Origin of the sequence: Streptomyces durhamensis (assembly GCF_000725475.1) — a bacterium.
GTDB classification, from domain to species: Bacteria; Actinomycetota; Actinomycetes; order Streptomycetales; family Streptomycetaceae; genus Streptomyces; species Streptomyces filipinensis.
In genome coordinates this window covers 304,735-328,363 of the sequence record NZ_JNXR01000012.1, presented here as the reverse complement: position 1 = coordinate 328,363, position 23,629 = coordinate 304,735, and the positions used below count along the sequence as shown (strand labels likewise).

Annotated in this window: 19 protein-coding genes; 18 read left to right on the top strand and 1 reads right to left on the bottom strand. The window is 70.9% G+C overall.

Translation table 11 applies throughout. The features are described 5' to 3' along the window. Positions 1–19 precede the first annotated feature (19 nt). From rsmH to IO33_RS0119085, 16 genes are all read left to right on the top strand, one after another. Positions 20–976, top strand: coding sequence for a 16S rRNA (cytosine(1402)-N(4))-methyltransferase RsmH (gene rsmH, locus IO33_RS0119160; protein WP_078963756.1), 957 nt, complete (start codon positions 20–22; stop codon positions 974–976). 42 nt (positions 977–1,018) lie between these two features. After that, a complete protein-coding gene (gene ftsL / locus IO33_RS0119155) occupies positions 1,019–1,588 on the top strand; it encodes a cell division protein FtsL (RefSeq protein ID WP_031166506.1) in 570 nt (189 codons plus the stop codon). Positions 1,589–1,593: 5 nt separating this feature from the next. Further along, positions 1,594–3,558, top strand: a complete 1,965-nt coding sequence (locus IO33_RS0119150; protein WP_031166504.1) for a peptidoglycan D,D-transpeptidase FtsI family protein — start codon at positions 1,594–1,596, stop codon at positions 3,556–3,558. A 166-nt stretch (positions 3,559–3,724) separates the two neighbouring features. After that, positions 3,725–5,245, top strand: a complete 1,521-nt coding sequence (locus tag IO33_RS0119145; RefSeq protein WP_031166502.1) for a UDP-N-acetylmuramoyl-L-alanyl-D-glutamate--2,6-diaminopimelate ligase — start codon at positions 3,725–3,727, stop codon at positions 5,243–5,245. Between the two features lie 28 nt (positions 5,246–5,273). Beyond that, the gene (locus IO33_RS0119140) at positions 5,274–6,680 is read left to right on the top strand and encodes a UDP-N-acetylmuramoyl-tripeptide--D-alanyl-D-alanine ligase (protein WP_031166500.1); all 1,407 of its coding nucleotides are present in this window, start codon (positions 5,274–5,276) and stop codon (positions 6,678–6,680) included. Continuing rightward, entirely contained in the window at positions 6,677–7,750 is a 1,074-nt protein-coding gene (mraY, locus tag IO33_RS0119135) for a phospho-N-acetylmuramoyl-pentapeptide-transferase (protein ID WP_031166498.1), read from the top strand. The genes IO33_RS0119140 and mraY overlap by 4 nt, the downstream gene beginning before the upstream one ends. After that, the gene (gene murD, locus IO33_RS0119130; protein WP_031166496.1) at positions 7,732–9,177 is read left to right on the top strand and encodes a UDP-N-acetylmuramoyl-L-alanine--D-glutamate ligase; all 1,446 of its coding nucleotides are present in this window, start codon (positions 7,732–7,734) and stop codon (positions 9,175–9,177) included. Before mraY ends, murD begins: the two co-directional genes overlap by 19 nt. Positions 9,178–9,245: 68 nt before the next feature. Then, positions 9,246–10,607 carry a putative lipid II flippase FtsW gene (gene ftsW, locus IO33_RS0119125; protein WP_031166493.1) on the top strand — a complete coding sequence of 454 codons (1,362 nt, stop codon included), beginning with the start codon at positions 9,246–9,248 and terminating at the stop codon, positions 10,605–10,607. 6 nt (positions 10,608–10,613) lie between these two features. Continuing rightward, positions 10,614–11,702: an undecaprenyldiphospho-muramoylpentapeptide beta-N-acetylglucosaminyltransferase gene (gene murG, locus IO33_RS0119120; protein WP_031166490.1), complete on the top strand. Its 1,089-nt coding sequence runs from the start codon at positions 10,614–10,616 to the stop codon at positions 11,700–11,702. A gap of 26 nt (positions 11,703–11,728) precedes the next feature. Next, on the top strand, positions 11,729–12,523 hold the full coding sequence (locus tag IO33_RS0119115; RefSeq protein WP_031166487.1) for a cell division protein FtsQ/DivIB: 795 nt from the start codon (positions 11,729–11,731) through the stop codon (positions 12,521–12,523). Between the two features lie 279 nt (positions 12,524–12,802). Beyond that, positions 12,803–14,011: a cell division protein FtsZ gene (gene ftsZ, locus IO33_RS0119110; protein ID WP_031166485.1), complete on the top strand. Its 1,209-nt coding sequence runs from the start codon at positions 12,803–12,805 to the stop codon at positions 14,009–14,011. Then, positions 14,008–14,736, top strand: coding sequence for a peptidoglycan editing factor PgeF (gene pgeF / locus IO33_RS0119105; RefSeq protein WP_031166482.1), 729 nt, complete (start codon positions 14,008–14,010; stop codon positions 14,734–14,736). Before ftsZ ends, pgeF begins: the two co-directional genes overlap by 4 nt. A gap of 6 nt (positions 14,737–14,742) precedes the next feature. Next, a complete protein-coding gene (locus tag IO33_RS0119100) occupies positions 14,743–15,462 on the top strand; it encodes a YggS family pyridoxal phosphate-dependent enzyme (protein ID WP_031166480.1) in 720 nt (239 codons plus the stop codon). Between the two features lie 128 nt (positions 15,463–15,590). Further along, positions 15,591–16,232, top strand: a complete 642-nt coding sequence (locus IO33_RS0119095; protein WP_031166478.1) for a cell division protein SepF — start codon at positions 15,591–15,593, stop codon at positions 16,230–16,232. Between the two features lie 59 nt (positions 16,233–16,291). Beyond that, the gene (locus tag IO33_RS0119090) at positions 16,292–16,579 is read left to right on the top strand and encodes a YggT family protein (protein WP_031166475.1); all 288 of its coding nucleotides are present in this window, start codon (positions 16,292–16,294) and stop codon (positions 16,577–16,579) included. Between the two features lie 55 nt (positions 16,580–16,634). Then, complete coding sequence (locus IO33_RS0119085) at positions 16,635–17,777, top strand: DivIVA domain-containing protein (protein WP_031166473.1); 1,143 nt, start codon at positions 16,635–16,637, stop codon at positions 17,775–17,777. 167 nt (positions 17,778–17,944) lie between these two features. On the opposite strand, the gene ileS is transcribed toward IO33_RS0119085, so the two are convergent. Continuing rightward, positions 17,945–21,088, bottom strand: coding sequence for an isoleucine--tRNA ligase (gene ileS, locus IO33_RS0119080; protein WP_031166471.1), 3,144 nt, complete (start codon positions 21,086–21,088; stop codon positions 17,945–17,947). Between the two features lie 604 nt (positions 21,089–21,692). Here ileS and IO33_RS47500 point away from each other — a divergent pair. Further along, a complete protein-coding gene (locus IO33_RS47500) occupies positions 21,693–22,868 on the top strand; it encodes a TraR/DksA family transcriptional regulator (RefSeq protein ID WP_078963754.1) in 1,176 nt (391 codons plus the stop codon). 59 nt (positions 22,869–22,927) lie between these two features. Then, positions 22,928–23,572, top strand: a complete 645-nt coding sequence (lspA, locus tag IO33_RS0119070) for a signal peptidase II (RefSeq protein WP_031166467.1) — start codon at positions 22,928–22,930, stop codon at positions 23,570–23,572. The last annotated feature ends 57 nt before the right edge of the window (positions 23,573–23,629 follow it).

The following is a 23,629-nucleotide window of genomic DNA, read 5'->3' as shown; positions in this document are numbered from 1 at the left end:
CGGAAGATGAGAGGCCCCCTTGAGCCAGAGTCGACACGTCCCGGTGATGCTCCAGCGGTGCCTGGACCTGCTGGCGCCCGCCCTGGAGCGCCCGGGAGCGGTGGTCGTCGACTGCACACTCGGCCTCGGCGGGCACAGCGAGGCGCTGCTGAGCCGGTTCCCCGAGGCGCGGCTGATCGGCCTCGACCGGGACAAGGAGGCGCTGCGGCTGTCCGGCGAGCGCCTGGCGCCCTTCGGCGAGCGCGCCACCCTGGTGCACGCCGTCTACGACGAGCTGCCCGACGTGCTGCGCCGGCTGCGCATCGCGCGCGTGCAGGGCGTCCTGTTCGACCTCGGCGTCTCCTCCATGCAACTGGACGAGGCCGACCGCGGCTTCGCCTACGCCCAGGACGCGCCGCTGGACATGCGGATGGACCAGACGACCGGCATGAGTGCCGCCGAGGTCCTCAACACCTACCCGCCGGGCGAACTCGTGCGCATCCTGCGCGCGTACGGCGAGGAGAAGCAGGCCAAGCGGATCGTGGCCGCGATCGTGCGCGCACGCGAGAAGGAGCCGTTCAGCAACAGCGCCCGGCTCGTGGAGCTGATCCGGGACGCCCTGCCGCAGGCCGCCAAGCGCACCGGCGGCAACCCCGCCAAGCGCACCTTCCAGGCGCTGCGCATCGAGGTCAACGGGGAACTGTCCGTCCTGGAGCGGGCGATCCCCGCGGCGGTGAAGGCCCTCGACGTCGGCGGGCGGATCGCGGTGCTGTCGTACCACTCGCTGGAGGACCGGCTGGTCAAGCAGGTGTTCGCGGCCGGCGCCGCGTCCACCGCGCCGCCCGGGCTGCCGGTCGTGCCCGAGCGCTACCAGCCGCGGCTCAAGCTGCTCACCCGGGGTGCCGAACTTCCCACCGAGGAAGAGGTCGCCGAGAACCGCCGGGCCGCACCGGCCAGGCTGCGCGGCGCCGAGCGCATCAGGGAGGACGCCGAGTGAGCGAGACGGGCCGGCGGGACGCCCGCACTGACCGGGGGAGCCGTGCGTAGGAAACCCGAACTGAAGGGGCGGGCCGCGCGGCTCGCCCGGCTCCTGCCGGCCGGCCGCGCCCGGGCCGCCCGTGCCCCGTTCGTCCTCCTCGTCGTCCTGCTGCTCGGCGGCGGCCTCATCGGGCTGCTGGTGCTGAACTCCGCGCTCAGCGAAGGCTCGTTCAAACTCGACGCCCTGCAGAAGGAGACGAGGAGCCTCACCGACGAGGAACAGGCCCTCCAGCGGGACATCGACGCCTACTCGGCCCCCGACGCCCTCCAGCGCCGGGCCCGCCAACTCGGCATGGTCCCCGGCGGCGACCCGGCCTTCCTCAACCCCGACGGCACCGTCAAGGGCGTCACGGGTGTCGCGAGGCCCGACCCCGCCGCCCTCACCGGCCCGGTCGCCCCCGAGACCGTGACCCCGGCCGCCGCCCTTTCCGCGACCCCGTCCACGCCCGTCTCTCCCGCACCGGCGCAGGGACAGCCCCAGTCCGTCCCCGCGCCCTCCGCCCCGGCGGGGGCCGTACCATCACCGCCCGCCGCCCCCCAGCCCATCCCCACCCCGACCCCCGGCAGGTGACGGAAGTGTCCGACAGGGAAGCGCCGCGCCGTCGTGTGCCCGGGCCTGCCAAACCGCCTCGGCCCAGGAGCGCCGTGCGGCGCCAGCCCGGGCCCGGTGTGCGTCCGGCGCGGCGGCCGAGCGGCGCCCGGCCGCCGGGCCAGCGCCCCCTCCGGCTCGGCAGCGCCCGGCCCCGGCTGCGCATGGTCAGCCTCGCCCTGACCCTGGTGCTGCTGGCCTTCGTCGTGCGGCTCCTCCAGGTGCAGGCCGTCGACGCCCGCGCGCTCGCCGCGCGGGCCGAGCAGAACCGCTATGTCGTGCACACGCTGGCCGCCGAACGCGGCGGGATCACCGACCGCAACGGCGTGGCCCTCGCCATCAGCGAGGACGCGTACGACATCACGGCCGACCCCACGATGTTCAGCAGGAAGCAGCTGCAGGTCGGCGACGGCCCGGAGCAGGCCGCCGCGCTGCTCTCGCCGATCCTCGGGCAGAGCCAGGCCGAGCTCGTGAAGAAGCTGCGGCCCAGGAACAGCAGCTCCCGCTACACCCGGCTCGCCACCCGGCAGACCCCGCAGGTCTGGAAGCAGATCAAGGACCTGAAGGCCGCGCTCGCCAAGAAGTCCGAGACGGACCACAGCACCGCCAACGTGCTGGCCGGCGTCTTCGCCGACCCCAGCAGCCAGCGCGTGTATCCCAACGGCGACCTCGCCGCCGGGACACTCGGCTGGGTCAACGCCGACGGCCAGGGCGGCGGCGGCATCGAGCAGGAGCTGAACAAGCAGCTGTCGGGCAAGGACGGCAAGATCCGCTATGCCCAGTCCGGCGGCCGCGAGGTGCCCACGGCCGGGTCCAACGAGACACCCGCCGTGCCCGGCTCCGACGTCGAGCTGACCATCGACCGCGACATCCAGTGGGCCGCGCAGAACGCCATCACCGAGCAGGTGCGCAGGTCCAGGGCGGACCGCGGGTACGTGGTCGTCCAGGACACCCGCAGCGGCGAGATCCTGGCCATGGCCGACGCACCCGGCTTCGACCCGAACAACCTGTCCGAGGCGGACGCGGAGGCCATGGGCAACGCGGCCCTCCAGGACGCCTACGAGCCCGGCTCCACCGCCAAGGTGATGTCCATGGCGGCCGTGCTGGAGGAGAACGCCGCGACCCCGCTCACCCATGTCGTCGTACCCAACCGGCTGCACCGCGGCGACCGGCTCTTCTCCGACGACGTCGACCACGACACCTGGTACCTCACGCTGAACGGCGTCCTCGCCAAGTCCAGCAACATCGGCACCATCCTGGCCACCGGCCAGCTCGGCCGCACGCAGGCCGAGGCGAACAAGGTCCTCTACTCCTACCTGCGCAAGTTCGGCATCGGCAGCCCCACCGGGCTCGGCTTCCCCGGCGAGACCCCCGGCATCCTCTCGCCGTACCAGAAGTGGTCCACTTCGCAGCAGTACACGATTCCTTTCGGCCAGGGCTTCTCCCTCAACGCCCTGCAGGCCGCCTCCGTCTACTCGACCATCGCCAACGGCGGGGTCCGGATCGAGCCGACCCTGGTGCGCGGCACCAAGGGCCCCGACGGACGCTTCACCCCCGCGCCCAAGCCCAAGGACACCCGGGTCGTCAGCCGGAAGACCGCCACCTCCCTCTCCCAGATGCTGGAGTCCGTCGTGGACGACGAGCAGGGCACCGGCATCAAGGCCCGTATCCCCGGCTACCGGGTCGCGGGCAAGACGGGCACGGCCAACCGTGTGGATCCGGCCACCGGCAGATACCACGGATACACCTCGTCGTTCGCCGGCTTCGCGCCTGCGGACAACCCCCGCATCACCGTCTACTGCGCCATCCAGAACGCCACCTCCGGCAGCTACTACGGCGGCCAGATCTGCGGTCCCATCTACAAGCAGGTGATGGAGTTCGCGCTGAAGACCCTGCAGGTGCCGCCGACCGGGGCGCAGCCCGCCAACCTGCCCGTCGACTACAAGCCCTGATCAGCACCTCGGAAACACCAGGAACCAGCCCGTGACAACGATCACCCCGGAACCCGGGAACCAAGGCGCCTCCCGCCCCTCACTTCGCCCCGGAGCGGGTGCGCCGGGTACGCTCACCGCCGTGCCACACGCTGATCAGTCCCAAACCACCCAGAAGGGCGCTTCCGTGACATATCCGGGACCGCCGCGACCGGTCGAGGTCTCCGCCACACCCCTCGCGGAACTGGCCGATCAGCTGGGTGCCGCCGCCCCGGAGGCCCCCGCCGAGGTCACGGGGATCACCCACGACTCGCGCGCCGTCCGCCCCGGCGACCTGTACGCCGCCCTCCCGGGCGCCCGCCTGCACGGCGCCGACTTCGCCACCCAGGCCGCCGGCCTCGGCGCGGTCGCCGTGCTCACCGACCCGACGGGCGCCGAGCGCGCCGCCGCGACCGGACTGCCGGTCCTCGTCGTGGACGACCCGCGCGCGCGGATGGGCGCACTCGCGGCCACCATCTACGGCCGGCCCGGGCACGACCTGCTCCAGATCGGCATCACCGGCACCTCCGGCAAGACCACCACGGCCTATCTGGTCGAGGGCGGACTGCGCACCGCGAAGTCCACCGGTCTCGTCGGCACGGTCGAGATGCGCATCGGCGACGAACGCATCAAGTCCGAGCGCACCACCCCGGAAGCCACCGACCTGCAGGCGCTCTTCGCCGTCATGCGCGAGCGCGGTGTCGAGGCGGTCGCCATGGAGGTCTCCAGCCACGCCCTGGTCCTCGGCCGGGTCGACGGCTGCGTCTTCGACGTCGCCGTCTTCACCAACCTCAGCCCGGAGCACATGGAGTTCCACTCCGACATGGAGGACTACTTCCGGGCCAAGGCGCAGCTGTTCACGCCGCGGCGCAGCAGGCTCGGCGTGGTCAACGCCGACGACGAGTACGGCCGCCGGCTGGCCGAGGAGGCCACGGTCCCCGTCGTCACCTTCTCCGCCGAGGGCCACCCCGACGCCGACTGGCGGGCCGAGCACGTCCAGGTCGGCCCCATGGACTCGACGTTCACCGTCGTCGGCCCGAACGGCGAGCGCCTCCACGCCAGGTCGCCGCTGCCGGGCCCCTTCAACGTGGCGAACACCCTCGCCGCCATCGTCGCCCTCGCCGCGGCCGGCCTCGACCCGCAGGCCGCCGCCGACGGCATCGCCGCCGTACCCGGCGTCCCCGGCCGCCTGGAGCGCGTGGACGCCGGACAGCCCTACCTCGCGGTCGTGGACTACGCCCACAAGACCGACGCGGTCGAGTCGGTGCTCAAGGCGCTGCGCAAGGTCACCAAGGGCCGGCTGCACGTGGTCCTCGGCTGCGGCGGCGACCGCGACCAGACCAAGCGCGCCCCGATGGGCGCGGCCGTGGCCCGCCTGTCCGACACGGCCGTACTGACCTCCGACAACCCCCGCTCCGAGGACCCCCTCGCGATCCTCGCGACCATGCTCCAGGGCGCGGCCTCCGTGCCCGCGCACGAGCGCGGCGAGGTGCTCCTGTTCGAGGACCGGGCCGCCGCGATCACCGCCGCCGTGGGCCGCGCCCGGGCCGGCGACACCGTGCTGGTCGCGGGCAAGGGCCATGAGCAGGGCCAGGACATCGCCGGCGTGGTCCGTCCCTTCGACGACCGCCAGGTGCTCCGCGAAGCCATCCAGAAGACCCAGGGATGAAAATCCAGAAGACCCAGGGGATGAACTTGTGATCGCCCTCTCCCTCGCCGAGATCGCAGCAGTCGTCGGCGGGCAGACGCACGACATACCGGATCCGTCCACGCAGGTCACGGGCCCGGTCGTCCGGGACTCCCGAGAGGTGGTGCCCGGCAGCCTGTTCGCCGCCTTCGTCGGCGAGCGCGTGGACGGCCACGACTTCGCGGCGCGGGTCGTCGAGGCGGGCGCGGTCGCCGTACTGGCGTCGCGCCCGGTCGGCGCGCCCGCGATCGTCGTCGAGGACGTCCAGGCCGCCCTCGGCGCCCTCGCCCGGCACGTCGTCAAACGGCTCGGCGCGACCCTCGTGGCCCTGACCGGCTCGGCGGGCAAGACCAGCACCAAGGACCTGATCGCGCAGGTGCTCCAGCGCAAGGCGCCGACGGTGTTCACGCCGCAGTCGCTCAACAACGAGATCGGGCTGCCGCTCACCGCCCTGACCGCCACCGAGGAGACGCAGTTCCTCGTGCTGGAGATGGGCGCCCGCGGTGTCGGGCACATCCGCTACCTCACCGACCTCACGCCCCCGAAGATCGGCGTCGTCCTCAACGTCGGCACCGCCCACATCGGCGAGTTCGGCGGCCGCGAGCAGATCGCCCAGGCCAAGGGCGAGATCGTCGAAGGCCTCCCGGAGGACGGCGCGGCCATCCTCAACGCCGACGACCCGCTGGTCAGGGCCATGGCCCCGCGTACCAAGGCGAAGGTGGTCCTTTTCGGAGAGTCGGCCGAAGCGGACGTACGCGCCGAGAACGTACGACTCACGGACAGCGGACAGCCGTCCTTCAGGCTTCTCACACCCTCCGGTGCATGCGATGTGACCATGCGCCTGTACGGTGAGCACCACGTGTCGAACGCGCTCGCCGCGGCCGCCGTCGCCCATGAGCTGGGCATGTCCGCGGAAGAGATCGCCACCGCGCTCTCCGAGGCGGGCACCCTCTCCCGCTGGCGGATGGAGGTCACCGAGCGACCGGACGGCGTGACCATCGTCAACGACGCCTACAACGCCAACCCCGAGTCCGTGCGGGCCGCCCTGAGGGCGCTCGCGGCCATGGGCAAGGGGCGCCGCACGTGGGCGGTGCTCGGCAAGATGGCCGAGCTGGGGGACGAGGCGCTCGCCGAGCACGACGCCGTCGGACGGCTCGCCGTCCGGCTCAACGTCAGCAAGCTCGTCGCGGTCGGGGGGATCGAAGCCTCCTGGCTGCAACTGGGCGCATATAACGAGGGTTCGTGGGGTGAGGAGTCGGTGCACGTGTCCGACGCACAGGCGGCGATCGACCTGTTGCGCAGCGAGTTGCGCCCGGGGGACGTCGTACTCGTGAAGGCGTCCCGTTCGGTGGGGCTCGAGAGCGTTGCCCAGGCGCTCGTCGAGAGCGGTGCCGAGGGTGAGGTTGCCGCCCGATGATGAAGCAGATCCTGTTCTCAGGAGTCATTGGCCTCTTCCTGACGCTGATCGGCACCCCGCTGCTGATCAAGCTCCTCGCCCGCAAGGGCTACGGCCAGTACATCCGTGACGACGGCCCGCGCGAGCACGCCAGCAAGCGCGGTACGCCGACCATGGGCGGCATCGCCTTCATCCTGGCGACGATCGCCGCGTACTTCCTGAGCAAGCTCATCACGGGTTACCCGCCCACCTACTCCGGCATCCTGGTCCTCGGACTGATGTTCGGCATGGGTCTGGTCGGCTTCCTCGACGACTACATCAAGATCGTCAAGCGGCGTTCGCTGGGTCTGCGGGCCAAGGCGAAGATGGCCGGCCAGCTGATCGTCGGCATCTCCTTCGCCGTGCTGTCGCTGACGTTCGCCGACGCGCGCGGCAACACCCCGGCCTCCACCAAGCTGTCGTTCATCACCGACTTCGGCTGGACGATCGGCCCGGTGCTGTTCGTCGTCTGGGCGCTGTTCATGATCCTCGCGATGTCGAACGGCGTGAACCTGACCGACGGTCTGGACGGCCTGGCCACCGGCGCCTCCGTGCTCGTCTTCGGCGCCTACACGTTCATCGGCGTCTGGCAGTTCCAGGAGTCCTGCGCCAACGCGCAGACCCTGACCAATCCGGCCGCCTGCTACGAGGTGCGCGACCCGCTGGACCTCGCGGTGATCGCCTCCGCGCTGATGGGTGCCTGCCTGGGCTTCCTGTGGTGGAACACCTCGCCGGCGAAGATCTTCATGGGCGACACCGGCTCGCTCGCCCTCGGCGGTGTCCTGACGGGTCTGGCGATCCTCTCCCGCACGGAACTGCTGGTGGCCATCATGGGCGGCCTGTTCGTCCTCATCACCATGTCGGTCGTCATCCAGGTCGGCTCCTTCCGGCTCACCGGCAAGCGCGTCTTCCGGATGGCACCGCTCCAGCACCACTTCGAACTCAAGGGCTGGTCCGAAGTCCTGGTGGTGGTCCGGTTCTGGATCATCCAGGGAATCTGTGTGATTGTCGGACTGGGCCTCTTCTATGCGGGATGGGCAGCGGAAAAGTGACCTCCACCTCGGAGCTCTTCGACTTCCAGGGCAAGCACGTCACCGTCGCCGGGCTCGGTGTCTCCGGCGTCCCGGCGGCCAGGGCGCTGCACGCGCGCGGGGCGGTCGTCACGGTCGTCAACGACGGCGACGACGCACGCGCGCGTGAGCAGGCGGCCGCACTGGAGGCGCTCGGCATCACCGTGCGCCTCGGCGACGGCGCCTCCCTGCCGGAGGGCACCGAGCTGATCGTCACCGCGCCCGGCTGGAAGCCCGACAAGCCGCTGTTCCTGGCGGCCGAGAAGGCCGGCGTGCCGGTCTGGGGCGACGTCGAGCTGGCCTGGCGCCTGCGGGGCCACGACGGCAGGGAAGCGGCCCCTTGGCTGGCCGTCACGGGCACCAACGGCAAGACCACGACCGTGCAGATGCTGGCGTCGATCCTGACGGCGGCCGGCCTGCGCACGGCCGCCGTCGGCAACATCGGCGTCTCCCTGCTGGACGCCGTCCTCGGCGAGGAGGAGTACGACGTACTCGCCGTGGAGCTGTCCAGCTACCAGCTGCACTGGGCGCCCTCGCTGCGCGCCCACTCGGCGGCCGTCCTCAACCTCGCCCCCGACCACCTCGACTGGCACGGCTCCATGGAGGCCTACGCCCGCGACAAGGGCCGTATCTACGAGGGCAATCGGGTCGCCTGCGTCTACAACGTCGAGGACAAGGCCACCGAGGACCTGGTCCGCGAGGCCGACGTCGAAGAGGGCTGCCGGGCCGTCGGCTTCACCCTCGGCGCCCCCGCGCCCTCCCAACTCGGTGTCGTCGACGGCATCCTGGTCGACCGGGCCTTCGTGGCGAACCGGCAGAAGAACGCCCAGGAACTGGCCGAGGTCTGCGACGTCAACCCGTCGGCCCCGCACAACATCGCCAACGCCCTTGCCGCGGCGGCCCTCGCGCGCGCCTTCGGGGTGCCCGCCCAGGCCGTGCGGGAGGGGCTGCGGGCCTTCCGGCCGGACGCCCACCGCATCGCGCACGTCGCCGACATCGACTCGGTGGCGTACGTGGACGACTCCAAGGCGACCAACACGCATGCCGCCGAAGCATCGTTGGCGTCATATGAGTCGATTGTATGGATTGCGGGCGGTCTGGCGAAGGGAGCGACCTTCGACGAGCTGGTCGCCAAGTCGGCGAAGCGACTTCGCGGTGCCGTCCTGATCGGTGCCGATCGTGCCCTGATCCGCGAGGCCCTCGCGCGACACGCCCCGCAGGTACCCGTTGTGGACCTCGACCGGACCGACACTGGGGCGATGCTCCAGGCGGTGACGGAAGCGAAGCGGCTCGCGCAGCCCGGTGACACGGTGCTGCTGGCCCCGGCCTGCGCCTCCATGGACATGTTCACCAACTACAACCAGCGCGGTGACGCGTTCGCGGCGGCGGTCCGCGAACTCGAAGCCTGACCCCGGCCGCCTGCCGGGCGGATCTAGGGAGGGACGCGTGGGACGGTCGACGTTCAGCGGAGGCGCCGATGCCCAGTAGCCGTACCGGCCGGCCACCCGTGCAGCGGGCGTCCAGGCGTCCCGCCGTCGCCCGGACCTCCCGCGACCACCCCGTACAACGGTTCTGCACGCGCGCGCGCAAGGCCTGGGACCGTCCGCTGACCGCCTACTACCTGATCCTCGGCGGCAGCGTCCTGATCATCGTGCTGGGCCTGGTGATGGTCTACTCGGCCTCCCAGATCACCGCGCTGCAGATGTCGCTGCCGGGGTCGTACTTCTTCCGCAAGCAGCTGCTGGCCGCCGTGATGGGCGGCGTACTGCTGTTCGCGGCCTCCCGCATGCCGGTGAAGCTGCACCGGGCGCTGGCGTACCCGATCCTGGCCGGTGCCGTCTTCCTGATGGCCCTGGTGCAGGTGCCGGGGATAGGGATGGCGGTCAACGGCAACCAGAACTGGATCTCCCTCGGCGGCTCCTTCCAGGTCCAGCCGAGCGAGTTCGGCAAGCTGGCCCTGGTCCTGTGGGGCGCGGACCTGATCGCCCGCAAGCAGGAGAGGAAGCTGCTGACCCAGTGGAAGCACATGCTGGTGCCGCTGGTGCCGGTCGCCTTCCTGCTGCTCGGGCTGATCATGCTCGGCGGCGACATGGGCACCGCGATCATCCTCACGGCGATCCTGTTCGGCCTGCTGTGGCTCGCCGGGGCGCCGACGCGGCTGTTCGCCGTGGTGCTGCAGATCGCCGCCCTGATCGGGTTCGTCCTCATCAAGACCAGCCCCAACCGGATGGCCCGGCTCTCGTGCATCGGGGTGACCGAGCCCAAGGCGGGCGCCGCCGACTGCTGGCAGGCCGTGCACGGCATCTACGCCCTGGCCTCCGGCGGACTCTTCGGCTCCGGACTCGGCGCGAGTGTGGAAAAATGGGGCCAACTACCCGAAGCCCACACCGACTTCATCTTCGCCGTCACCGGTGAGGAACTGGGCCTGGCGGGGACGCTGTCGGTGCTCGCCCTGTTCGCGGCTCTAGGCTATGCGGGTATCCGCGTGGCCGGACGCACGGAGGACCCCTTCGTGAGGTATGCCGCGGGAGGCGTGACCACCTGGATCACAGCCCAGGCGGTGATCAACATCGGTGCGGTGCTCGGTCTGCTGCCGATCGCCGGCGTCCCCCTCCCGCTGTTCTCCTACGGAGGGTCCGCCCTGTTGCCTGCCATGTTCGCCACCGGGCTGCTGATCGCCTTCGCGCGTGACGAGCCCGCTGCGCGGGCAGCGCTTGCGATGCGGCAACCTCGCTTTGGTAGAAAGCGGGCGGGAGGCACCGGCTCCGGCCGGAAGCCTCGGAGATGGAACACGATGAGACGGCGCGCCTCGGCGGCGCGTTCGTCCGGAGAGCGGTGAATTTCGGTGCATGTCGTACTCGCCGGCGGGGGTACCGCGGGCCACATCGAGCCCGCGCTCGCCCTCGCGGACGCCCTGCGCAGGCAGGACCCGACCGTGGGGATCACGGCCCTTGGCACGGAGCGGGGCCTGGAGACCCGGCTCGTCCCGGAGCGCGGCTACGAGCTCGCGCTGATCCCGGCGGTGCCGCTGCCCCGCAAGCCCACCCCCGAGCTGATCACCGTCCCGGGCCGGCTGCGCGGCACGATCAAGGCCGCCGAGCAGATCCTGGAGCGCACCAAGGCGGACGCCGTGGTCGGCTTCGGCGGTTACGTCGCCCTGCCCGGCTACCTGGCCGCCAAGCGGCTCGGCGTGCCCATCGTGATCCACGAGGCGAACGCCCGCCCCGGCCTGGCCAACAAGATCGGCTCCCGGTACGCCGCCCGGGTCGCGGTCTCCACGCCGGACAGCAAGCTGCGCGACGCCCGCTACATCGGCATCCCGCTGCGCCGCTCCATCGCCACGCTGGACCGCGCCGCCGCCCGCCCCGAGGGCCGCCACCGCTTCGGCCTCGACCCCAACCTGCCCACGCTGCTCGTCTCCGGCGGCTCCCAGGGCGCCCGGCGCCTCAACGAGGTCGTCCAGCAGGTCGCGCCCTGGCTCCAGCAGGCCGGCATCCAGATCCTGCACGCGGTCGGCCCGAAGAACGAACTGCCGCAGGTGCAGCAGATGCCGGGAATGCCCCCCTATGTCCCGGTAAGTTACCTGGACCGTATGGACCTCGCGTACGCCGCGGCCGACATGATGCTCTGCCGCGCGGGCGCGATGACCGTCGCCGAACTCTCCGCCGTCGGACTCCCGGCCGCCTACGTCCCGCTGCCCATCGGCAACGGCGAACAGCGGCTGAACGCCCAGCCGGTGGTGAAGGCCGGCGGCGGACTCCTCGTCGACGACGCGGAGCTGACACCCGAGTGGGTGCAGCAGAACGTCCTGCCCGTGCTCGCCGACCCGCACCGGCTGTACGAGATGTCCCGCGCGGCAAGCGAGTTCGGCCGCCGGGACGCCGACGAGCTGCTCGTCGGCATGGTGTACGAGGCGATCGCCTCGCGCCGTTAGGACCGTATGACGAAAGGGCAGTGAGCGTGGCCGGATCGACGACCGCCCAGCGCGGTGAACGCCGGCGGGAGTCGTCCGGCCCGCCTCCCGTCCGCCGGTTCGGGAAACCACGCCTTCGTGTGATCGTCATCCTGGTCGCGGCCCTTGTGCTCCTCGGCGCCGGCGCGACCTGGGTGCTGTACGGCTCCGCGTGGCTGCGCGTCCACCACGTCTCGGTGACCGGCACGCGCGTGCTGACCCCCGCCGAGGTGCGGGACGCGGCGGCCGTGCCGGTCGGGGCGCCGATGATTTCCGTCGACATCCAGGGCATCGAGGCCCGATTGCGCCGGAGACTGCCCCGGATCGACACGGTCGACGTCGTCCGTTCCTGGCCCCGTGGAATCGGGCTGAAAGTGACCGAGCGCACTCCGGTGCTGCTGATCCGAAAGGGCGGGAACTTCGTCGAAGTCGATGACGAAGGTGTCCGGTTCGCTACGGTTTCGCAGGCGCCGAATGCCGTTCCGTTGCTGGAATTGTCCGTCTCCCGCACGGGTTCCGGCGCCGCCGGCTTTCGCCGGTTCGGCACCGACCGCCTGGTACGCGAAGCGGTCCGGGTCGCCCGCGATCTGCCGGACGCCGTGGCGCAGCGGACCCGGACCGTCCAAGTGCGTTCCTACGACGCCATCTCGCTGGAGTTGGCCGACGGCCGCGCGGTGGCGTGGGGCAGCGGTGAGGACGGCCGCGCCAAGGCACGGGCCCTCACAGCTCTCATGAAAGCAGCCCCGGGCGCACGGCACTTCGACGTCAGTGTCCCCACCGCCCCTGCGTCATCGCGGAGTTGACGCACATCAGCGCAGGCCAGCACCCTGGTTGGGCACTGCTACGGCTGATCACATAGGGTGAAAAGAAAAACGGGAGGTTCGGCGTGTTCGTTGAACGGGCGCCACTTGTCGACTTAGTGTCCTGTTCAGAAGACTCCAGGGAACAGACACACTGGTAACCCTAAACTTCAGGGTTAGGGTTCGGGTCGGCGCTACGGACCGTCCCATTCGGCATCCGTCGTCCCGGCGCGGGGCACCGCCCGGCGGCGACAACGTAATTCGAGGCGAGAGGCCTTCGACGTGGCAGCACCGCAGAACTACCTCGCAGTCATCAAGGTCATCGGTGTCGGCGGCGGTGGTGTCAATGCCATCAACCGGATGATCGAGGTCGGTCTCAAGGGTGTCGAGTTCATCGCCATCAACACCGACGCACAGGCGCTGTTGATGAGCGACGCCGACGTCAAGCTCGACGTCGGCCGGGAACTCACCCGCGGACTCGGCGCCGGAGCCAACCCGGCCGTCGGCCGCAAGGCCGCCGAGGACCACCGCGAGGAGATCGAGGAGGTCCTCAAGGGGGCCGACATGGTCTTCGTGACGGCCGGAGAAGGCGGCGGCACCGGCACCGGCGGCGCGCCGGTCGTGGCCAACATCGCGCGCTCGCTCGGCGCCCTCACCATCGGCGTGGTCACGCGCCCGTTCACCTTCGAGGGACGGCGCCGCGCGAACCAGGCGGAGGACGGCATCGCCGAACTGCGCGAAGAGGTCGACACCCTCATCGTCATCCCCAACGACCGGCTGCTGTCCATCTCGGACCGCCAGGTCTCGGTCCTGGACGCCTTCAAGTCCGCCGACCAGGTCCTGCTCTCCGGTGTGCAGGGCATCACCGACCTCATCACCACCCCGGGTCTGATCAACCTGGACTTCGCCGACGTGAAGTCGGTCATGTCCGAGGCCGGTTCGGCCCTCATGGGCATCGGGTCGGCCCGTGGCGACGACCGCGCGGTGGCCGCGGCCGAGATGGCGATCTCCTCGCCGCTGCTGGAGGCGTCCATCGACGGCGCCCGTGGCGTGCTGCTCTCCATCTCCGGCGGCTCCGACCTCGGCCTGTTCGAGATCAACGAGGCCGCCCAGCTGGTCAGCGAGGCCGCCCACCCCGAGGCCAACATCATCTTCGGCGCGGTCATCGACGACGCCCTCGGCGACGAGGTCCGGGTCACCGTGATCGCGGCCGGCTTCGACGGCGGCCAGCCGCCGGCCCGCCGGGACAACGTCCTCGGCTCGGCCTCGTCCTCGACGGCCGCCCGGCGCGAGGAGCCCGCCCCGGCACGGCCGGTCGAGCCCAGCCGGCCGACCTTCGGCTCGCTCGGCAGCGTGACGCCCAAGGAGGACCCGGAGCCGGCGCCCGAGCCGGTGCCCGACGTCCCGGTCGCCCCGCCCGTGACCCCGGCCCCCCGGACCTACTCGGACAGCGCGGCCGAGGAACTGGACGTTCCGGACTTCCTCAAGTGATAGGACAGCGCGAGAGCGTGAGCGGCGCGCACTTCGCCTTCACCGACCGGTGGGGCGGGGTGAGCGCCGCTCCGTATGAGGAGCTCAATCTCGGCGGCGCGGTCGGCGACGCCCCGGAGGCCGTACGGGCCAACCGGGAGGGCGCCGCCAAGTCGCTCGGCCTCGACGCGGGCCAGGTCGTCTGGATGAACCAGGTGCACGGCGCCGACGTGGCCGTCGTCGACGAGCCCTGGGGCGACCGCCCGGCGCCGGAGGTCGACGCCATCGTCACCACCCGCCGCGGACTCGCCCTCGCCGTCCTCACCGCCGACTGCGTGCCGGTGCTGCTGGCCGACCCCGCCGCCGGGGTCGTCGCGGCGGCCCACGCGGGCCGGCCCGGCATGGTCAAGGGGGTCGTCCCCGCCGCCGTACGGGCCATGGTCGAACTCGGTGCCGAGCCGGGCCGGATCACCGCCCGCACCGGACCGGCCGTCTGCGGGCGGTGCTACGAGGTGCCGGAGCGGATGCGGGCCGAAGTGGCAGCCGTCGAGCCGGCGGCGCACGCTGAAACGGGCTGGGGTACGCCGGCGGTCGACGTGAGCGCCGGGGTGCACGCGCAACTCGACCGGCTCGGGGTGCGCGACCGGGCGCAGTCGCCGGTGTGCACGCTGGAGTCGGGCGACCACTTCTCGTACCGCCGTGACCGCACGACGGGGCGGCTCGCGGGCTATGTGTGGCTGGACTGATGGGACATGACGGACCGTAAGACCGAACTCGCCGCAAACCTGGCGAAAGTGGAGGAGCGCATCACCGCCGCGTGTGTGGCGGCGGGGCGCAAGCGGGAAGAGGTGACCCTGATCGTGGTCACCAAGACCTACCCGGCGAGCGATGTGCGGATCCTGTCGGGACTCGGTGTGCGCCACGTCGCCGAGAACCGCGACCAGGACGCGGCACCGAAGGCCGCCGCGTGCGCGGATCTGCCCCTGAAATGGCATTTTGTCGGGCAGTTGCAGACCAACAAGGTTCGTTCGGTGGTCGGCTACGCCGATGTCGTGCAGTCCGTCGACCGCGCCCGGCTCGTCACCGCGCTGTCGAGGGAGGCGGTGCGGGCGGAGCGCGAGGTCGGCTGTCTGATCCAGGTCGCGCTGGACGCGGGCGTGAACGGCCGCGGTGAGCGCGGCGGCGTCGCACCGGACGGAATCGAAGAGTTGGCCGACCTCGTCGGCGAGGCGCCCGGGCTGCGGCTCGACGGACTGATGACCGTCGCTCCGCTCACCGGGGAGTACGCGGGACGCGAACAGAAGGCGTTTCGGCGGCTCATGGATTTGTCGACCGACCTGCGCCGAACCCATCCGGCTGCAACCATGGTGTCGGCAGGGATGAGTGCGGATCTCGAACAGGCCGTGGCCGCCGGAGCGACACATGTGCGCGTCGGCACTGCGGTACTCGGAGTCCGCCCCAGGCTCGGGTAACGTCGCCAGGAAGTCGGACCACAGCAGAAAATATGGTCAGTACCTGCGAAGGCGGGCACAACGACCACGTGGATCGCGGGCACTTGGCAGTCGTCAGTCGATCCACCACAGAGCGGAGGACTCAGAGCATGGCCGGCGCGATGCGCAAGATGGCGGTCTACCTCGGCCTCGTGGAGGACGATGGGTACGACGGCCGCGGATTCGACCCCGACGACGACTTCGAACCCGAGTTGGACCCGGAGCCCGAGCGGGACCACCGACGGCATGAATCTTCACACCAAGCGCACAGCGCACATCAGTCCCAAAGGGACGAAGAGGTGCGAATCGTGCAACCGCCCGCGCCGCGCGAATCGGTTGCCCGTTCGACGGCGCTCGCCGCGGAATCCGGACGTCCGGCGCGCATCGCGCCCGTGGCATCCATCACACAAGAACGTCAGTCCCTGGAGAAGAACGCACCGGTGATCATGCCCAAGGTCGTGTCGGAACGAGAGCCTTACCGGATCACCACGCTTCACCCGCGGACCTACAACGAAGCCCGTACCATCGGGGAACACTTCCGTGAGGGCACCCCGGTGATCATGAATTTGACTGAGATGGATGACACAGACGCGAAGCGACTTGTCGACTTTGCGGCCGGTTTGGTGTTTGGTCTTCACGGCAGCATCGAGCGGGTGACGCAGAAGGTGTTCCTGTTGTCTCCTGCTAACGTCGATGTCACGGCGGAGGACAAGGCCCGCATCGCAGAGGGCGGGTTCTTCAACCAGAGCTGAGATGCACAACCAGATCGACTTCGGAAGAGCACGGAGCAGGGGAGAGGGAAGCGCAGGCCATGAGCGTGTTCGTCACGGTGGTCCACACCGCGCTGCTGGTGTTCCTCGCCGTGCTCATCTTCCGGCTGGTCATGGATTACGTGTTCCAGTTCGCCCGCTCGTGGCAACCCGGCAAGGCGATGGTGGTCGTACTGGAGGCCACCTACACTGTCACCGATCCACCGCTGAAGCTTCTGCGGCGGTTCATCCCGCCGCTGCGTCTCGGGGGCGTGGCGCTCGACCTGTCCTTCTTCGTACTGATGATCATCGTCTACATCCTCCTCTCCATCACGGGGAGATTCATGTGATGAGGGTGGACGATACGGTCTTGCCGACTGCCGATGACTACGTTGAGGTGAAGAGATGCCGTTGACCCCCGAGGACGTGCGGAACAAGCAGTTCACGACCGTCCGCCTCCGAGAAGGCTATGACGAGGACGAGGTCGATGCCTTCCTCGACGAGGTCGAAGCCGAACTGACCCGTCTGCTCCGCGAGAACGAGGACCTGCGCGCCAAGCTGGCCGCGGCGACCCGTGCGGCCGCGCAGAACCAGCAGAACATGCGCAAGGGCCCGCCGGAGCAGGACCAGCAGCAGCACCCTCAGCAGCAGGGCATGCGAGGTCCCGGCGCGCCGGTGCCCGCCGGAATATCGGGCCCGCCGCAGCAGCAGATGGGTGGCCCCATGGGTGGCCCGCCCCAGCTGCCGAGCGGTGCCCCGCAGCTGCCCGCCGGCCCCGGCGGCGGTCAGGGTGGTCCCCAGGGTCCCGGTCCGATGGGCCAGGGTCCGATGGGTCAGGGCCCCATGGGCCAGGGCCCGATGGGCGGCCAGCCTCCCATGCAGCAGCAGATGGGCGGTCCGATGGGCGGCCCCATGGGCGGTCCGATGGGCGGCCCCGGTCAGGGCCCTGGTGGCGACAGCGCCGCCCGTGTCCTCTCGCTGGCCCAGCAGACCGCCGACCAGGCGATCGCCGAGGCCCGCTCCGAGGCCAACAAGATCGTCGGCGAGGCTCGCAGCCGCGCCGAGGGTCTGGAGCGTGACGCCCGTGCCAAGGCCGACGCCCTGGAGCGGGACGCGCAGGAGAAGCACCGCGTCGCGATGGGCTCCCTGGAGTCCGCCCGCGCCACGCTGGAGCGCAAGGTCGAGGACCTGCGCGGCTTCGAGCGCGAGTACCGCACGCGCCTGAAGTCGTACCTCGAGTCCCAGCTGCGCCAGCTGGAGACCCAGGCCGACGACTCGCTGGCCCCGCCGCGTACCCCGGCCACCGCGTCCCTGCCGCCGTCCCCGGCGCCCTCCATGGCTCCGGCCGGCGCGAGCGCCCCGTCGTACGGCGGCAACCAGACGATGGGCGGCAACCCCGCTCAGTCCGCCCCGTCCTACGGTGGTCAGCAGCAGATGACCCCGGCCATGACCCAGCCCATGGCCCCGGTCCGTCCGCAGGGTCCGTCCCCGATGGGTCAGGCTCCCTCGCCGATGCGCGGGTTCCTGATCGACGAGGACGACAACTGAGCACCGGGCACTAGTACGACAACGGCGTCGGCAGCGCTCAAAGGGCGGGCCCCCGGACTTCGGTCCGGGGGCCCGCCCTTTTTACGCGGGTTGAATCCGACCCGCACGCACGAGAAGGGCCCGGTCTCCCCTCGGGGAGACCGGGCCCTTCTCGATCCGTTCGGCGCTTACGCCTTCCGCAGCCGGAACGTGAGGGACAGCCCCTCGTCGGTGAACGGCTCACCGAAGCCGCCCTCGGCCTCGCCCTGGCGGAAGTCCGTCGACAGCACCTCGTCGGCGATCAGCTCGGAGTGCTCGGTCAGGGCCGCGACGACCGCGGCATCCGTGGACGTCCACCGCAGAGCGATCCGGTCGGCCACGTCCAACCCGCTGTTCTTGCGGGCCTCCTGGATCAGCCGGATCGCGTCACGGGCGAGACCCGCCTGCCGCAGCTCCTCCGTGATCTCCAGGTCCAGCGCGACCGTGGCCCCGGAGTCGGAGGCCACCGACCAGCCCTCGCGCGGGGTTTCCGTGATGATCACCTCGTCCGGAGCGAGGGTGACCGTCTCACCGTCGACCTCCACGGAGGCCGTGCCCCCGCGCAGGGCCAGGGAGAGCGCCGCGGCGTCGGCACCGGCGACGGCCTTGGCCACGTCCTGCACCCGCTTGCCGAACCGCTTGCCCAGCGCGCGGAAGTTGGCCTTGGCGGTGGTGTCCACCAAAGAACCGCCGACCTCGCTCAGCGACGCCAGCGAGGAGACGTTCAGCTCCTCGGTGATCTGCGTGTGCAGCTCGGGGTCCAGGGACTCGAAGCCGGCCGCGGCGATCAGCGCGCGGGACAGCGGCTGACGCGTCTTGACGCCCGACTCCGCGCGCGTGGCGCGGCCCAGCTCCACCAGCCGGCGGACCAGGAGCATCTGCCTCGACAGCTCAGGGTCGATGGCGGTCAGGTCCGCCTCGGGCCAGTCGGCCAGGTGGACCGAGTCCGGGGCACCCGGGGTCACCGGCACGACCAGGTCCTGCCACACCCGCTCGGTGATGAACGGGGTGATCGGCGCCATCAGCTTCGTGACCGTCTCCAGCACCTCGTGCAGCGTGCGCAGCGCGGCCTTGTCGCCCTGCCAGAAGCGGCGGCGCGAACGGCGGACGTACCAGTTGGACAGGTCGTCGACGAACGCGGACAGCAGCTTGCCGGCGCGCTGGGTGTCGTACGCCTCCAGCGCCTGGGTCACCTGGTCGGTGAGCGCGTGCAGCTCGGACAGCAGCCAGCGGTCCAGCACCGGGCGCTCGGCCGGGGCCGGGTCGGCCGCGCTGGGCGCCCACTGGGACGTACGGGCGTACAGCGCCTGGAAGGCGACCGTGTTCCAGTACGTCAGCAGGGTCTTGCGGACGACCTCCTGGATGGTGCCGTGACCGACCCGGCGGGCCGCCCAGGGGGAGCCGCCGGCGGCCATGAACCAGCGCACCGCGTCCGCGCCGTGCTGGTCCATGAGCGGGATCGGCTGCAGGATGTTGCCGAGGTGCTTGGACATCTTGCGGCCGTCCTCGGCGAGGATGTGGCCGAGGCAGACGACGTTCTCGTACGACGACTTGTCGAAGACCAGCGTGCCGACGGCCATCAGCGTGTAGAACCAGCCGCGGGTCTGGTCGATCGCCTCGGAGATGAACTGCGCCGGGTACCGGCTCTCGAACAGTTCCTTGTTCTTGTACGGGTAACCCCACTGCGCGAACGGCATCGAACCCGAGTCGTACCAGGCGTCGATGACCTCCGGCACGCGCGTGGCGGCCTCGCCGCAGCCCTCCTGCGGGCAGGCGAAGGTGACCTCGTCGATGAACGGGCGGTGCGGGTCGAGGCCCGACTGGTCCGCGCCGGTCAGCTCGGACAGCTCCGCGCGGGAGCCGACACAGGTGAGGTGGTCGTCCTCGCAGCGCCAGATCGGCAGCGGGGTGCCCCAGTAGCGGTTGCGGGACAGCGCCCAGTCGATGTTGTTGTTCAGCCAGTCGCCGAAGCGGCCGTGCTTGACCGTCTCCGGGAACCAGTTGGTCTTCTCGTTCTCCTGGATGAGGCGTTCCTTGATCGCCGTCGTGCGGATGTACCAGGAGGGCTGCGCGTAGTAGAGCAGGGCGGTGTGGCAGCGCCAGCAGTGCGGGTAGCTGTGCTCGTACGCGACGTGCCTGAAGAGCAGGCCGCGCTGCTGGAGGTCCGCGGTGAGCTTTTCGTCGGCCTTCTTGAAGAAGACGCCGCCGACCAGCGGGACGTCCTCCTCGAAGGTGCCGTCCGGGAGGACCGGGTTCACGACCGGCAGGCCGTAGGAACGGCACACCTTGAGGTCGTCCTCACCGAAGGCGGGGGACTGGTGGACCAGACCCGTACCGTCCTCGGTGGTCACGTAGTCGGCGTTCACCACGTAGTGCGCCGGCTCCGGGAACTCCACGAGTTCGAACGGACGCTGGTATGTCCAGCGCTCCATCTCGGCGCCGGTGAAGGTCTGGCCGGTGGGCTCCCAGCCCTCGCCGAGCGCCTTGGCCAGCAGCGGCTCGGCGACGACGACCTTCTCCTCGCCGTTGCCGGCGACGACGTAGGTGACCTCCGGGTGCGCGGCGACCGCCGTGTTGGACACCAGGGTCCAGGGGGTCGTCGTCCACACCAGGAGCGCGGCCTCGCCGGCCAGCGGACCGGAGGTCAGCGGGAAACGGACGTACACGGACGGGTCCACGACCGTCTCGTAGCCCTGCGCCAGCTCGTGGTCGGACAGGCCGGTGCCGCAGCGCGGGCACCAGGGGGCCACGCGGTGGTCCTGGACCAGCAGGCCCTTGCCGAAGATCTCCTTCAGCGACCACCAGACCGACTCCACGTACTCGGGGTCCATGGTCCGGTAGGCGTCGTCCAGGTCGACCCAGTAGCCCATGCGGGTGGTCAGCTCGGCGAAGGCGTCGGTGTGCCGGGTCACGGACTCGCGGCACTTGGCGTTGAACTCGGCGATGCCGTACGCCTCGATGTCCTGCTTGCCGGAGAAGCCCAGCTCCTTCTCGACGGCCAGCTCCACGGGCAGGCCGTGGCAGTCCCAGCCGGCCTTGCGGGCCACGTGGTAGCCGCGCATGGTGCGGAAGCGGGGGAAGACGTCCTTGAAGACGCGCGCCTCGATGTGGTGGGCACCGGGCATGCCGTTGGCGGTGGGCGGGCCTTCGTAGAACACCCACTCCGGGCGGCCCTCGGACTGCTCCAGACTCTTGGTGAAGATCTTCTGGTCACGCCAGAAGTCGAGCACGGCGTGCTCAAGAGCGGGCAGGTCGACCTGTGCGGGCACCTGGCGGTACGTCGGCGCTGTCATCTGCGAGCATCCTCCAACGGACTTGCTGCCTTCCGTCGGAGGGACGAGAGCCTTCGATCCTGTCTACGCCGTGTGCGGCGCGCTCCCGCGGTACCACCCTCCTTGGCCCTCCGACGCGCCGTACGCGCCGGTGAGCCCCCTCATTGGGGTCGCGAAGCCGGCTCTACTCGCTCTCGCCCTGGGGCTGTGGCTTTCTTCCGGCGGCTCCGGGGTGATCTTCACGCCGCGCTCGCCCCCGGGCTCACACCGTCCCCGGGTCGCTCTGGGCTGCGTACGCCGCTACTCGTCCCCATCCACGCTTCTCGCTCCGCCCAGTGTACGGCGCCGCGCGGACCGCGGCCGACCGGTTTTCGGCGCGACGCCCGGCGGGCGGTACGACCGGCCGGGATGACCCGAATGGCGAGGGGGCGGGCGCGGGTCCGGGGCGGCCCGGGCTCCGGCGGATTACCCGGCGGAGAGCGGGGCACAACGGATGCAGGCCCGCTGCACGGGGGGTGCGGGCGGGCGAATCGGGCGGTGTGCCCCGTTGCCGCGGGACTCAAGTCGATTTATCGTCCCAGCACGATTCGCGAGCGAGATCACAATATGTGAAGGGGCCGCGGCCATGGTGGCGAAAAAGACCGCCGTACAGCAGCCGGCGTCCGGCCGGCGCAGGGGCGCGGGCGTCTCCGCCGCGGCCGCCTCCGGCGGTGAGGCCAAAGGAGTGGCCGGGAAGAAGAGGGTGACCGGGGGAATGGACGCGGTGCCGGCGGCGGAGAAGACAGCGGGCAGGGAGGCGGCCACCGGGAAGTCGGCCACCGAGGAGAAGGCCGCGGCGAAGAAGAGGGCCGCGGCGAAGGGGACGGTCGCGGCGAAGGAGACGGCTGCCGGGGAGGCCGCGGACAAGAAGGCCGCGGCCAAGGGGACGGCCGCTGGGAAGAGTGCCGCGAAGAAGACGGCTGCCAAGAAGTCCGCTGCCCGGAAGACCGTCTCCGAGAGGTCCGTCTCCGAGAGGTCCGTCGCCGAGAAGACCGTTGCCAAGAGGGCGCCGGTGAAGAAGGCGGGTCGTGACGCGGCCGTGGTGGACCGGGCGGCGGCGCCGGAGGAGGCGGTGGCCGGGAAGTCCGTCGGCAAGAAGACCACGGCGAAGGCGAAGGGGGCGAAGGGGGTGGCATCGGCGGAGGAGACGGCCGTCAGGAAGCCGGCGGCGAAGAGGACCGGTGGCGCGAAGGCGGCCGCCGAGGGCGTCTTTACGGAGGCGGCCCACACGAGCAGGGCCAAGGAAGCGGGCGCGGCGCGGGCCGCGAAGCAGACGGGAGCCACGACAGTGGTTGCGAAGAAGACTCCTGGCACGGCCACGGCGGACACCGCCGTTCCCAAGGCGCGGGTCGCCGCGGCGGAGCCCGGCGAACTGGCGGTGCGCCCCGGCGAGGACCCCTGGACTCCGAAAGAGGTCGAGGAGGCCCGGGCCGAGCTGATGTCCGAGGTGACGCGGCTGCAGGAGGAGATCAGCTCCTCCGAGGCGTCCCTGGTGGGCCTGATGCGGGACTCCGGGGACGGCGCGGGGGACGACCAGGCCGACACCGGTACGAAGAACATCACGCGCGAGCACGAGATGGCGCTCGCGGCCAACGCACGCGAGATGCTGGTCCAGAACGAGCACGCCCTGGAACGGCTGGACGCCGGCACCTACGGTCTGTGCGAGAACTGCGGCGAGCCGATCGGCAAGGCCCGGATGCAGGCCTTTCCCCGGGCGACGCTGTGCGTGGAGTGCAAACAGAAGCAGGAACGCCGCTCCTGAGCGTGCCGGGCCGTGCCGTAGTCTCGTCCCCAGTCAGGTACCTAGGCTGAGGGACTCACGTGGCAGAGGCGGAGCGCATCATCGGTACGCCGGACACCCCGGACGACAGCGGCGAGCAGACGGCGGCGGCCGAAGCCCGCCCCGGCTCGGGCGCGTCCACCGCGCCCGGTGTGTCCGGCGCGGGCGAGCAGCAGGCCGCGGCACAGGTCCGGGGCCGCCGCGGGCGCCGGATCGCCCTGCTGTTCGCGGTCGCCGCGTTCGCCTACGCCCTGGACCTGATCAGCAAGATGCTCGTGGTCGCCAAGCTGGAGGGGCACGCGCCGATCAAGCTGATCGGGGACTGGCTGGAGCTGAACGCCATCCGCAACCCGGGCGCGGCCTTCGGCGTCGGCGCGGCCTTCACGATCATCTTCACCCTGATCGCGGCGGCCGTGATCGTGGTGATCGTCCGCCTGGCCCGCAAGCTCTACAGCTACCCCTGGGCCATCGCGCTCGGCCTGCTGCTCGGCGGCGCCCTCGGCAACCTCACCGACCGGATCTTCCGCTCGCCCGGCGTCTTCGAGGGCAAGGTCGTGGACTTCATCGCGCCCAAGGGCTTCGCGGTGTTCAACCTGGCGGACTCGGCGATCGTGTGCGGCGGCATCCTGATCGTGCTGCTGTCCTTCCGCGGCCTGGACCCGGACGGCACGGTCCACAAGGACTGAGCGCCGAGGGAGTTGTCCACAGGCGCGTTCGGGGTGCTGCGGCCCGTCCGGCATACT